The sequence below is a fragment of the Micromonospora sp. NPDC005252 genome, assembly GCF_042872475.1.
In the GTDB taxonomy this organism is placed as follows: domain Bacteria; phylum Actinomycetota; class Actinomycetes; order Mycobacteriales; family Micromonosporaceae; genus Micromonospora.
The window spans coordinates 335057-347532 of record NZ_JBIAKN010000004.1 but is presented as its reverse complement, the minus strand read 5'-3'; the positions used below and the strand labels follow the sequence as shown (position 1 = coordinate 347532).

General features: G+C 73.2%; 10 protein-coding genes. 5 read left to right on the top strand and 5 right to left on the bottom strand.

The genetic code is table 11. The annotated features are described in order from the left end of the window. Window positions 1–25: 25 nt before the first annotated feature. Window positions 26–1036 carry a serine hydrolase gene (locus tag ACFYPH_RS14575; protein ID WP_387181934.1) on the top strand — a complete coding sequence of 337 codons (1011 nt, stop codon included), beginning with the start codon at window positions 26–28 and terminating at the stop codon, window positions 1034–1036. A 113-nt stretch (window positions 1037–1149) separates the two neighbouring features. Continuing rightward, on the top strand, window positions 1150–2292 hold the full coding sequence (locus ACFYPH_RS14570; RefSeq protein WP_355136165.1) for an MBL fold metallo-hydrolase: 1143 nt from the start codon (window positions 1150–1152) through the stop codon (window positions 2290–2292). 99 nt (window positions 2293–2391) lie between these two features. Here the strand turns inward: ACFYPH_RS14570 and ACFYPH_RS14565 are convergent, their stop codons facing one another. After that, the gene (locus tag ACFYPH_RS14565; RefSeq protein WP_355067292.1) at window positions 2392–3903 is read right to left on the bottom strand and encodes a dGTP triphosphohydrolase; all 1512 of its coding nucleotides are present in this window, start codon (window positions 3901–3903) and stop codon (window positions 2392–2394) included. 174 nt (window positions 3904–4077) lie between these two features. Between ACFYPH_RS14565 and ACFYPH_RS14560 the strand changes: the two genes are divergently transcribed. The 3 genes from ACFYPH_RS14560 (at window position 4078) to ACFYPH_RS14550 (ending at window position 8369) form a co-directional block, all read left to right on the top strand. Next, a complete protein-coding gene (locus ACFYPH_RS14560) occupies window positions 4078–6516 on the top strand; it encodes a Tex family protein (protein WP_387181930.1) in 2439 nt (812 codons plus the stop codon). A gap of 479 nt (window positions 6517–6995) precedes the next feature. Beyond that, window positions 6996–7880 (top strand): aminoglycoside phosphotransferase family protein, encoded by an 885-nt coding sequence (locus tag ACFYPH_RS14555; RefSeq protein WP_387182342.1) that lies wholly within the window; start codon window positions 6996–6998, stop codon window positions 7878–7880. 21 nt (window positions 7881–7901) lie between these two features. Further along, window positions 7902–8369: a hypothetical protein gene (locus tag ACFYPH_RS14550; RefSeq protein ID WP_387181927.1), complete on the top strand. Its 468-nt coding sequence runs from the start codon at window positions 7902–7904 to the stop codon at window positions 8367–8369. Here the strand turns inward: ACFYPH_RS14550 and ACFYPH_RS14545 are convergent. The 4 genes from ACFYPH_RS14545 to ACFYPH_RS14530 form a co-directional block, all read right to left on the bottom strand. Continuing rightward, window positions 8299–9246, bottom strand: a complete 948-nt coding sequence (locus tag ACFYPH_RS14545) for a DUF389 domain-containing protein (protein ID WP_387181924.1) — start codon at window positions 9244–9246, stop codon at window positions 8299–8301. The genes ACFYPH_RS14550 and ACFYPH_RS14545 overlap by 71 nt on opposite strands. Window positions 9247–9392: 146 nt before the next feature. Continuing rightward, window positions 9393–10634, bottom strand: coding sequence for a glycosyltransferase family 4 protein (locus ACFYPH_RS14540; RefSeq protein ID WP_387181921.1), 1242 nt, complete (start codon window positions 10632–10634; stop codon window positions 9393–9395). A 5-nt stretch (window positions 10635–10639) separates the two neighbouring features. Next, window positions 10640–11566 carry an NAD-dependent epimerase/dehydratase family protein gene (locus ACFYPH_RS14535; RefSeq protein WP_387181918.1) on the bottom strand — a complete coding sequence of 309 codons (927 nt, stop codon included), beginning with the start codon at window positions 11564–11566 and terminating at the stop codon, window positions 10640–10642. Next, window positions 11563–12303 (bottom strand): sugar transferase, encoded by a 741-nt coding sequence (locus tag ACFYPH_RS14530; RefSeq protein ID WP_387181915.1) that lies wholly within the window; start codon window positions 12301–12303, stop codon window positions 11563–11565. Before ACFYPH_RS14530 ends, ACFYPH_RS14535 begins: the two co-directional genes overlap by 4 nt. Between the last annotated feature and the right edge of the window lie 173 nt (window positions 12304–12476).

Sequence of the window (12476 nt, the reverse complement as noted above, 5' to 3'; positions counted from 1 at the left end):
CGGCGCCCCACGATGGGAGAGACGATTGACCCTCCGACTGAACCGCAGGACGGCACTCGGACTGGGCACAGTGGCCACTGCCGGTACGGTGCTCGGCGCGGCCGCTCCGGCCAGCGCCGCTGAGAGCACCGAGGGTGCGCCGACCACCCCGGCTCGGGCTGCCAACCGGGTCGCCGCCGCCTTCACCCGGTACAGCACCGAGGCCGGTGGCAACTGGCAGGCGTACGTCAGTGTGGCCGACCCGGCGGGCCCGCCGGTCGTCGCGGTGACGGCGGACGCGGACCGGCGGATCGAGGCGTACAGCGTCAACAAGATCGCGGTGGCCACGGCGGTGTTGGACAAGGTGGACCGCGGGCTGCTGGCGCTGGACCAGCGGGTCGAGGTGACCGCCTCGATCGTGGTGCCGGGCGGCGATGGCATCTTCAGCCTGGACGGCGTGTACCCCAGCAGCGTGACCATCGGGCACGTGCTGGCCAACCTGCTGACCGTCTCCGACGACACGGCGGTGCGGTTGTGCGGGCTGGTCGCCCCTGCCGCCGAGATCAACTCGATCCTGGTGGGCAAGGGTTTCCCGACCACCCAGGTCGAGCCGGTGGCCAACCCGAACCGGTTCTTCCTCGGCACCAGCACCCCCCGGGAGACCCACGACCTGCTACGCGCCCTGGTCGCCGGCACGCTGCTGTCGCCGGCCTCGACGGCGTACCTGCTCGGGTTGCTGCGCTCCCCGGTGGCCTTCACCGACGGCATCCGGCGCACCATGTCGTCGGACGAGCGGGCCCGGATCGCCACCAAGGCGGGCTGGTTCGCCGACGCCCGGCACGAGGCCGGGGTGATCTTCGACCGGTCCGGCGCGGCGGTGCTGACCTACGCGCTCTTCGCCGACGGGCAGGCCGACCCGGACAACTTCGGCGCGACCCACCCGGCGGTGCAGGCCCGGGCCGCCATGGGTCCGAAGTTCCTGGCAGCGGTGGACCGTCTCGGCGGCACCGGCACGGCGTACCGGACGACCGCCCGCCGACCCAGCAACGGCGGCTGATCCCGCTGCCGGGTCGGTCGTCGGGTGACGACCGGCCCGGTGCGGGCGACCGCCGGGGCGGGAACCGCCCGGGGGAACTACCGTGTAGTGCGGGACACGGCGGAGGGACGGCGATGGCGCCAGCGGAACGCACGAACGGGCAACGGTCGCTCGGGCGACGGATGCGGGGAACGGCAGGGCTGGCCGCGCTCGCCGGCCTGGCCTGGGTGGCCCGGGACGTGCCCGCGGCGCTCGGCGGCCGGCTCGCCGGCGCCCGCGCCGAACGGGCGGCCCGCTCGCCACAGTTTCGCGACGGGACCTTCCACAACCAGGCCGACACCCGCACGATGGTCGCCGAGCCGGGTCGCAACCTGGTCCGGGAGCTGATCTTCGGAAAGCAGAAGCGGCGGCCCACCGCGCCCGTGCCGCTGTCGCGCCCCAGCGCGTCGCCGGCCGCCGACACCGCCGACGAGCTGAACATCGTCTGGTACGGCCACGCCTCGGCGCTCATCGAGATCGAGGGTCGGCGGGTCCTGCTCGACCCGGTGTGGAGTGACCGCTGCTCGCCGTCCGGGCTGGTCGGGCCGCGCCGGCTGCACGAGCCGCCGGTACGCCTGGACGAGCTTCCCCCGCTGGACGCCATCCTGATCTCCCACGACCACTACGACCACCTGGACATGCCCACCGTGCGGGCGCTGGTGGCCGGGCAGTCGGCACCGTTCGTGGTGCCGCTCGGGGTGGGCGCCCACCTGGACCGGTGGGGTGTGCCCGCCGAGCGGATCATCGAGCTGGACTGGTCCGAGTCGCACCGGGTCGACGGGTTGGAGATCACCGCCACCGCCGCCCAGCACTTCTCCGGCCGAGGGCTGCGTCGCGACGGCACACTCTGGAGTTCCTGGGTGGTCGCCGGGACCCGACGCAAGGTCTTCTACACCGGCGACTCCGGCTACTTCGCCGGGTACGCGGCGATCGGTGCGGAGCACGGGCCGTTCGACGTGACGCTGATGCAGATCGGCGCGTACGACCGGGCGTGGCCGACCATCCACATGTTCCCGGAGGAGGCGGTCGACGCCCACCTGGACCTGCGCGGCGGGCTGTTCATCCCGGTGCACTGGGCGACGTTCAACCTGGCCCTGCACGACTGGTCCGAGCCGGTGAACCGGCTGTGGGCCGAGGCGAAGGCCCGCGACGTCCGACTGGCCGTGCCCCGCCCCGGCGAGCGGGTGGTCGTCGACGACCCGCCCGCCGTCGACGGGTGGTGGCAGTCCGTCGCCTGACGTCCTCAGGCCAGCGCAGGCACGGCCTGACGTCGTCAGGGCCAGTGCGGGCACGGCCTGACATCGTCAGGCCAGCGCGGGCCCGGCCTGACGGTCGGGTCAGAGCACGAAGGCGTCGGTCCAGAGCGCGCCGGAGCGGCCGGAGAGCGCGTCCAGCATCGCGACCGCCTGGCCGTCGGTGAGCTGCGCGACGAAGTCCACGATGGCGCGGCCCCGGGCGCGGCCGATCCGGTGCGGCGTACGCGGGTGCAGCTCCGCCTCGGCCAGCTCGACCAGGTCGTGCAGCCGACGGGGCAGCCGGGACTCCTCCTCCGGGTCGAGCAGCCACTCCCACAGCGCCTCGACGAGGGTGCCCAGCAGCCGGGCCTGACCACGCTGGTGCAGGGCCAGATCGGGGCGGGCCAGCACGAACCGGTGGTGGACGAACTTGAGCACCTGCACCTCGTGCCACTGCGCGCAGCCGAGCAGCACGTACCCGGAGCGCACCGACGGCTGGTCGGTCACCGTGATCGCCTCGACGAAACGGGTGGACCAGCGGGCGGAGAACCGCGACACGTACTGCTCCGCCTCGATCGAGCCGTCGAACGGCATCGCCAGCAGCCCGTCCACCAACTCCTCGCGGACGTGCTCGACGGCGGCGGCGAACGCGTCGTCGTCGGCGATCCAGGCGTCCTTGCGGTGCAGCTGCCGGCGCAGCCGCTCGATGGCGGCACCGGGCCGCCGGGAGGCGGTGGCCATCGCGGCATCGGTGATCGCCCGGAAGTGCCCGCTCTCGCGCTGCCACGCCATCAGCTCGGCCGACACCGCACCCTGCTGGAGCACACCGACCCGGTAGAAGTCCTCCACGTCGTGGATGGCGTACGCGATGTCGTCAGCGGTGTCCATGACGGACGCCTCCACGGTCTGCTGCCAGTCCGGGATGCGGCCGGCGAACGGCTCCCGAGCCTGCCGCAGGTCGTCCAGCTCGGTCCGGTACGCCCCGAACTTCAACGAGCCGCTCTCCGGGTCGTCCGGCGGCGGGGTGGCGCCGCGGGGCGGCGGGTCCAGCAGGCGCGGGTGCGGGTCGGGATAGTCCAGCCGCGTCCACGGGTACTTCAGCATCGCCGCGCGGACCGCGGCGGTCAGGTCCAGCCCGGTGGTGGCCGCGCCCCGGATCTCGGTGCTCGTGACGATCCGGTACGACTGGGCGTTGCCCTCGAACCCGTCGGCGAGGCCGAGGCGCTGGCGGGCCAGCCGGTCGAGCACCCGCTCCCCCAGATGCCCGAACGGCGGGTGGCCGAGGTCGTGGGCGAGCGCCGCGGCCTCCACCACGTCGGGGTCGCAGCCGCCGAGCTTGTCCAGCAGGCCGCGCCACCTGTCGTCGGCCGTCAGGCGCTCGGCGATCGCCCGGGCCACCTGGGCGACCTTCAGGCTGTGCGTGAGCCGGTTGTGCACCAGCAACCCGGAACCGACCGGGCTGATCACCTGGGTGACCCCGCCGAGCCGGGCGAAGAACGGCGAGCCGACGATCCGGTCCCGGTCGGCGCGGAACGGGTTGGCCGTGAGGTCGCCGAGGGCCCGGGCGCTGCCGCCGAAGAGCCGCCGGGCGCGCGGCTCCGCAGGTGATTCCATGATCGCCACGCTAGCGCAGGCCCGGCGGGGGTTGTCGACGGATCAACCCGGACGGGCGCGGTGGGCGAGACGGTGTACCCGGCCGGGCGCGGCGACAGCGGCCGGGGGCGCCCGGCACAATGCAGGCGGTACCCGCTTTTTAAAGGCGGATCGAGTTGAAGGCGGATCGAGATCGTGACCCAGTCTGTTCATCAGCGGATCGCCGACGAGCTCGGCGTGGCCGAGCGTCAGGTGCGGGCGGCCGTGGAGCTGCTCGACGGCGGCGCCACAGTGCCGTTCATCGCCCGCTACCGCAAGGAGGCCACCGGCCTGCTCGACGACACCCAGCTGCGCACCCTGGAGGAGCGGCTGCGCTACCTGCGGGAGCTGGACGAGCGGCGGGCCGCCGTGCTGGAGTCGATCCGCGGGCAGGGCAAGCTGGACGAGGCCCTGGAAGCGCAGATCATGGCCGCCGACTCGAAGTCGCGGCTGGAGGACATCTACCTGCCGTACAAGCCGAAGCGGCGGACCCGGGCGCAGATCGCCCGCGAGGCCGGGTTGGCGCCGCTGGCCGAGACGCTGCTGGCCGACCCGAGCCAGGATCCGCGAGCCACGGCCGCCGGGTTCGTCGACGCGGACAAGGGTGTCGCCGACGCCGCCGCCGCGCTGGAGGGCGCGCGGGCGATCCTCATCGAGACCTTCGCCGAGGACGCCGACCTGATCGGCACGCTGCGCGAGCAGATGTGGTCGCGGGGCCGTCTGGTGTCGCGGGTACGCGAGGGTCAGGAGACGGCCGGCGCCAAGTTCTCCGACTACTTCGACTTCTCCGAGCCGTACCCGAAGCTGCCCTCGCACCGGATCCTGGCGATGTTGCGGGGCGAGAAGGAGGGCGTGCTCGACCTGACCATGGAACCCGAGGAGGCCGGCGAGGCGGACGCCGTGCCGACGGGCCCGAGCCGGTACGAGGCGGTGATCGCCGGTCGGTTCGGGGTATCCGACGCCGGCCGCCCGGCCGACCGCTGGCTGGCCGACACGGTCCGCTGGGCGTGGCGTACCCGGATCCTCATCCACCTCGGGGCCGACCTGCGGATGCGGCTGTGGCAGGCGGCCGAGGAGGAGGCCGTACGGGTCTTCGCCACCAACCTGCGTGACCTGCTGCTTGCCGCGCCGGCCGGCACCCGGCCCACGATGGGACTGGACCCGGGCCTGCGCACGGGGGTAAAGGTGGCAGTGGTGGACGCCACCGGCAAGGTGCTCGCCACCGACACGATCTACCCGCACGAGCCACGTCGACAGTGGGACGCGTCGATCGAGACCCTGGCCCGGCTGGCCGGGGCGCACGGGGTGGAGCTGGTCGCGATCGGCAACGGCACCGCCTCGCGGGAGACCGACAAGCTGGCCGGCGACCTGATCAAGCGGCACCCGCAGCTCAACCTGACCAAGGTGATGGTCTCCGAGGCCGGCGCGTCGGTCTACTCCGCGTCCGCGTACGCCTCACAGGAGCTGCCGGGGATGGACGTGTCGCTGCGCGGCGCGGTCTCCATCGCCCGCCGCCTCCAGGACCCGCTCGCCGAGCTGGTCAAGATCGACCCACGCTCGATCGGCGTCGGGCAGTACCAGCACGACCTGTCCGAGGTGAAGCTGTCCCGGTCGCTGGACGCGGTCGTGGAGGACTGCGTCAACGCGGTCGGCGTGGACGTCAACACCGCGTCCGCGCCGCTGCTGACCCGGGTTTCCGGGATCGGGGCCGGGCTGGCCGAGAACATCGTGCTGCACCGGGACGCCAACGGGCCGTTCCGCTCGCGGACCGAGCTGAAGAAGGTGGCCCGGCTCGGGCCGAAGGCGTTCGAGCAGTGCGCCGGCTTCCTGCGCATCCCCGACGGCGACGACCCGCTGGACTCCTCCAGCGTGCACCCCGAGGCGTACCCGGTGGTGCGGCGCATCCTCGCCAGCACCGGTCAGGACCTGCGCTCGGTGATCGGCCGGAGCGCGATCCTGCGCGGGCTGCGGGCCACGGACTTCGTCGACGACCGGTTCGGCCTGCCCACCGTCACCGACATCCTCGCCGAGTTGGAGAAGCCGGGCCGCGACCCGCGACCGGAGTTCCGCACCGCCACCTTCGTCGAAGGCGTGGAGAAGATCGGTGACCTGACGCCGGGCATGGTGCTGGAGGGTGTGGTCACCAACGTGGCCGCCTTCGGCGCGTTCGTCGACGTCGGGGTCCACCAGGACGGTCTGGTGCACGTGTCGGCGATGTCCCGGACCTTCGTGAAGGACCCCCGCGAGGTGGTCAAGTCCGGCGACGTGGTCAAGGTCAGGGTGCTCGACGTGGACGTACCCCGCAAGCGGATCTCGCTGACCCTGCGCCTGGACGACGAGCCCGCCGCCGCCGGTGGCGGCGGTCGGACGAGCCAGGAGGGGCGTGGCGGCCCGGCGCAGCGCGCGCCGCAGGGCGGACGCGGCGGGCAGGACGGTCGCGGCGGGTCCGGTGGCGGCCAGGGCGGTTCCGGCGGTCGCGGCGGGTCCGGCGGTCGCGGCGGCCAGGGCGCACGGGGCGGGCAGCAGCGGCAGGGCGCGCCGGCGCCAGCGAACGACGCGATGGCGGAGGCTCTGCGCCGCGCAGGATTGGCCTGATCCGTCAGCCAGCGCGAGGAAGCGCCGGGGATGCCCCGCAGGGGCGGTCATCCTCGGCGCCTCCCGAGCCCGGTCGCGCGGTGACCGACTCGCCGGGCCATCGGCGGGCACTGTCGAGCTGCCCCACCGGTGGGGCGCGCGAGCTGCCCCACGCCCCCAACCGCCCGCCCGACCCACGGCCTGGCTGGGCGCCTGCGGCTCCCGGTTTCGGTGCAGATCTTGGACAGTTTCCGTTCGGCGCGGACGGAAACTGTCCAAGATCTGGAGTTGTCGGCCTTTCCAGGCGAGCCCGCCCCAGATCTGGGGCAGCTCGACAGGGGGCGTTCGAAGGTCGGGTGCCGAGCGCGGCCATCCGTGACCGCGCCAGCCAGCGGCAGCCGGCGAGGCGGGCGGCGAGGCGGGCGGCGAGGCGGGCGGCGAGGCGGGCGGGAAACGGGTCGCGTGTCGGCGGGCTTCTGGGTGATGATCTCGCGGTGCGGATGCATGCCGACCAGGTGGACGTGAGCGCGGACGTGGTTGCCGCGCTGGTGGCCGAACAGTTTCCGCGCTGGCGAGGTCTGCCGGTGCGCCCCCTCCGTTCGGCCGGCACCGTGAACGCCCTGTTCCGGCTCGGCACGGAATTCGTGCTGCGGTTTCCGCTGCGCCCCTCCGCCGACCCCGCGCTGCGCGACACGCTGCGGCAGGAGCAGGAACACGCTGTGCTGCTCGCCGCGCACCTGCCGATCGCGGTGCCCGAACCGCTCGCCCTCGGTGCGCCGGGTGACGGGTACCCCGGGTGGTGGACGGCGTACCGGTTCATTCCCGGGGAGACGGCCCAGCCCGATCGGATCGACGACCCGGAGGTCTTCGCCCGTGACCTGGCCACCGTCGTGGTCGCCCTGCACGGCGTCGACACCGGCGGACGGTCGTGGCCGGGGTTCGGCCGGGGCGGGCCCCTGGCGGACCAGGATGCCGACGTACGGGCAGCCCTCGCCGTCAGCGGCGAACTCACCGACACCGCCGCGCTCGCCGAGGTGTGGGACCGGTGCCGGAACGCGCGCCGGGACGACCCGGTCGACGTATGGATCCACGCCGACCTGATGCCGGGCAACCTGCTCGTGCGCGATGGGCGGCTGGCCGCGGTCATCGACCTGGAGTTGGTCCAGGTCGGCGACCCCGCGGTGGATCTGATGCCGGCGTGGAACCTGTTGGACCCCGGGTCGCGGGAGACGTACCGGCGGGCGTTGGGCGTGGACGACGCCACCTGGGAGCGGGGGCGCGGCTGGGCCCTGGCGCAGGCGATCAACGCGCTGCCGTACTACGTCGACACCAACCCGGTGATGGCCGACATCGCCCGGCACACCCTTCGGGCCGTGCTCGACTGAGTCGGGGCGTACCGTCGGCTCGTGGGTGAGGACGACGGCCGCGAGTGGCGGGAGCGGCAGCAGCGCGCGGTGCGGGCGCACGCCGACGCGGACGCGCGGCGGCGGGCCGCCGAGCAGGCGCAGGCCGCGGAGCTGGTGGCCTGGTTCGTGGCCGAGGCCACCCGGTGCGGGCTGCCCACCACGCGCCTGGTCGCCAGGGGTTACGACGGGCGCGGGCGCTACCGGACCCGGCTGACCGGCTGGTACGTCGACCGGGCCGAGAGCCGGGCGGTGGACGTGGCCGGGCGGTTCCACCTGCTGACCGTGCCGGGCGGTCTGCGGGCCCGGCTGTTCGGCGCTGACCCGGAGCCCAGCCCGCCACCGTTGGTGGTGGGGGCGGGCGGCCGCGACGGCGAGTCGATCCCGCTGCGGACGCTGCTCAACCGGCGGCTGGCCGACGGGACCGACGGGCCAGGTTCCACCACCAGAGCTGCTGCACCACGAGCGTGAGCAGTCCGGCCAGGACGATCGCACCCAGGTTGATCACCAGTTGGAGTGCCGAGCCGCCGGCCTCGTCCCACACTCCGTAGGCGGCGGCCACCGCCACGTTCGCCGCGGCCGGGACCGTCGTCACCGAGATCAGCACCCCGACCAGGCTGCCGGACTTCTTCGAGGTCAACGAGAGCATTCCGGCCACGCCGGCGAGTAGACCGACCACCCAGGACAGCGCGTCCGGTCGCCAGATGAAGTCGGTGAGCGGGCGTTCGGCGAGCAGCATCTCCCGACTGACCAGGCCGGCTGCGGTCAGCGCCCAGGTGCTCAGCACGGTCGCCACCATGGCCGCCAGGAAGCCGACCACGAGAGCCTGCACCGAGCGGCCGATCACCCCGAGCCGGCGGCGCAGCAACGCCACGCACAGCGCGGCGAGGGGGCCGAACTCCGGACCGACGACCATCGCCCCGACGATGAGAATCGGCTGGTCCAGCAGCACCCCGATGCCGGCGATCATGGTGGCCACCACGATCAGTACGAGGTACGTGCCGGACAGTTCCGTCTGCTCGCCGGTCTTCGCGGCGATCTCGTCCCAGACCACCGCGTCCGCGCCACTGCCCGGTGCCCGGTCCGCCGCCCGGTCGGCCGCCGCGGAGATGGTCAGCTCGATGTCCTCGGCCGCGATGCCGCCGCTGGTGTCCACGCCGATCCGCCGCAACTCCCGCAGCACGCGGTCGGCGCTCTCCCGCACCACGTCGCAGAGGATGAGATCACCCTGCGGTTGCCGGGCGGCACCAGGCAGCACAGCGAGGTGAGTCACCCCCGCCTCTGCGGAGAGCAGGTCGACGACCTCCGTCGATCTGCTCTCCGGGGTGATCACCCTCAGGTGCAGCACGCGCCATCCCCTCGCCGGTCCGGCCGGCGCTTCCCTCGCCCGACCGGCCGTCGCGACTCTACAGCTCGCTCCGTCGTGACCGGGAGCTGCACAAGGCCGAGGTCACAACGTGCGCCTCGGCCTTGTCGGAGACTGCTGCACCGGGGTCAGCGCCGCCGGTGACTCTCCATCGCCTCGCGCAGCGCCCGCTCGACCCGCTCGGCGCCGGCGGCAAGGGAGAAGACCCGGTCGTAGTGCGCCCGACCGGCCTGACCGAGCAGCTCAAGCTTCTCCCGGCCCAGGTCGCAGAGTTCCCGCAGGGCATCGGCGATCGAGTCGGGGTCACCCGGTCGCGCGGTGATGCCCGCCCCGCTGTCCCGTGCGACGGCGGCGGCGTCCCCCTCCGCGGCGACCAGCAGGGCCCGCCCGGCGGCGAGGGTGGCCTGCACCTTGCTCGGCATCGTGTACGCCGACATGCCGCCGGGCCGCAGGCTCACGTAGTGCGCGTCACCGATGGCCATCAGCGCGGGCATCCGTTCCCGGGGCACCCGCCCGAGGAACCGCACGTGTGTCACGTTCGCTTCCTCGGCCCGGCGTCGTAGCCGCTCCTCGGTGGTTCCGGAGCCGGCGATCAGGCAGACCAGCCGCGGGTCGCGGAGCCGGGCGCAGGCGTCGATGAGTGGGTCGAGCCCCTGCGCCTCGCCCAGCGTGCCGGCGTACACCAGCACCACCTGGTCGTCGCGGAGCCCGAGTTCGGCGCGCAGGTCCGCGACGCCGGTACGCGGTGTCTCGTCTGCCCACACTGGAATGTGGACGAGCTTCTCCCGGGGTACGCCCCGGCTGGCGAGCAGGTCGGCGGCGCCGGGCGAGACGTACGCGATCCGGCCGGCGCTGCGGTACATCCCACCGCACCAGCCGGCCATTCCCCGCTCGATCATCCGTGACACCCGGTCGGTGCCGAGGAAGCCGCTGGCCACCGCGCTGTCGGGCCACAGGTCCAGCACGTGCAGCAGCACCGGCACCCGCTGCACATACCGGGTGAACCACATGGGCACGGCCACGCTGATCGGTGAGTTCCCGACCCAGAGGGCGTCCAGGCCGCGCAGCGCCGACGTGCCGGAGACCAGCGCGGAGGCGGCGAACGAGCCGTAGTTGGCCATCCGTCGCAGGGCGGAACGGTCGTGGCTGGGATAGAGGGCCACCCGGCGGATCCGGGTCGGCCCGTCGACCTCGTCGAGGCGGCGGGTCACCCGGTAGCCGGGCGCCAACTCGCCGGTGGGGTAGTTGGGGAAGCCGGTGACGACCTGGACCTCGTGCCCCCGGTGGGCGAGGGCGCGGGCGAGCATTCCGGGGAGGGCGGCGGCGCCCGGCTCCGGGTCGAACCACTGGGTGAGCAGGCCGATCCGCATGGGCCTCACCGTGCCGCTGAGCCGGCGACGGGGCGGGTGGACTGCTCGCCGTCGGCCTGCCACAGCGTGGTCAGCGACTCACCGAGGTCGTACGCGGGCGCCCACCCGAGCACCCGGTTCGCGCGTTCGATGTCGGCGCACATCCAGGGCACGGCGGCCGAGCGGCTGGCATCCGGCGCGAAGCTGCCGTCGCGGATGTCACCGGAGAAGCCGGACACCTCGGCCAGCAGTTGGACGACGTCGCGCGTCGCCACCGCCTTTCCGCTGCCCACGTTGAAGACCCGCGCGGGCCCCGGCCGGCAGTGCGCGGCGGCGAGGACCGCCGTGGCGACGTCCCGCACGTCGACGAAGTCCCGGTACGTGTCGTGCAGGCCCATGGCGATCTCCTTTGTTCCGGTGGCGACCGCCGACCTCACCATCGCGGTCACCCGAGTGAGCACGTTGCCCGGCGGCATTCCCGGGCCGACCGGGTTGAAGATCCGCAACACCATCGTGTCGAGTCGGCCGGCCCCGCCCGCCAACTCCGCCAACCGGGTGGCGGCCAGGTGGCTGAGCCCGTACTCGCTGACGGGTGTGCCCGGGTACTCCTCGGTGACGGCGAGGCCGTGCGGCACGGTGCCGTACTCGGCGGCCGAGCCGATGCGGATCAGGCGGGCACCGGGGGCGGCGGCGGCCACCGCCTCGATCAGTTTCGCGGTGGCCACGACGTGCGCCTGCACGAAGTCGTACCCGGAGCCGACGATCCGTCCGGCCGCCGTCACCACCGTGTCCGGTCGCTCCCGGGCGACCAGCGCGGTCAGGTCGCGCAGCTCGATCCGGACCAGGTCACACTCCGCCCGGGTGATCGACCGGACGGTGGTGTGGGCGGCCAGCGCCGTCCGGATGTGCCGGCCGAGGAATCCACCGGCGCCCAACAGCAGGACCCGGTTCATCGCCGGTGGGCGGAGTCGTGGTCGGCGGTCGCCCGCGCGGGCGGGTTGCCGGTGAACTCGTGCCAGGTGGCGGCCCCCGGCGCGGAGATTCCCTGGCGGCTGAGCACCACCCAGACGGTGGCCAGGACGATCCGCAGGTCCAGCAGGAAGGACCGGCGGTCGACGTACTCGACGTCGTAGGCGAACTTCGCGCCCCAGTCCAGCGCGTTACGGCCGCGTACCTGGGCCAGCCCGGTGATGCCCGGTCGCACGTCGTGCCGACGGGCCTGTTCGGAGTTGTAGAGGCTGAGGTAGCGGACGAGGTGCGGGCGGGGACCGACCACGCTCATCTCGCCCCGCAGCACGTTCCAGAACTCCGGCAACTCGTCGAGGCTGCTGGCCCGCAGCCAGCGGCCCACCCGGGTCAGGCGGTCCGCGTCGCTCACCAGCCCCCGGTCCGGGTCGGGGTGGCGCATCGTCCGGAACTTGACCACCTCGAACAGCTTGCCGTGCAGCCCGGGGCGGGTGTGCCGGAACAGCACCGGCCGCCCGTGCGCCACCAGCACGACCAGGGCCACCAGCGCCAGCACGGGAGCGCCGAGCAGCAGGACGAGAAGAGCGCCGAGGACGTCGAGCAGCCGCTTCCAGCGATCGTAGGGTCGCCGTGTCGTAGTGCCGTCCGGAGGTGATTCCCGACCGGTCGTCAGGTCGGAAGCACCGGCGCGCGGGTGCGCCGCGTGGAGAGCAACTTTTGGCATAGGAGTACGCATACCACCTTTTCCAAGCACCAACTCCGACTTTCACGATAAGCGGTTCAGGCGCGTCGACAATGGAAGCCGAACAGCCACTTCGACAGCACCGAGCGCGGTTCACATATTTGTCGGCGGGGCGGTTGAGAACAGCGAACCCGACTCGAACTCCTTTTGCCGGA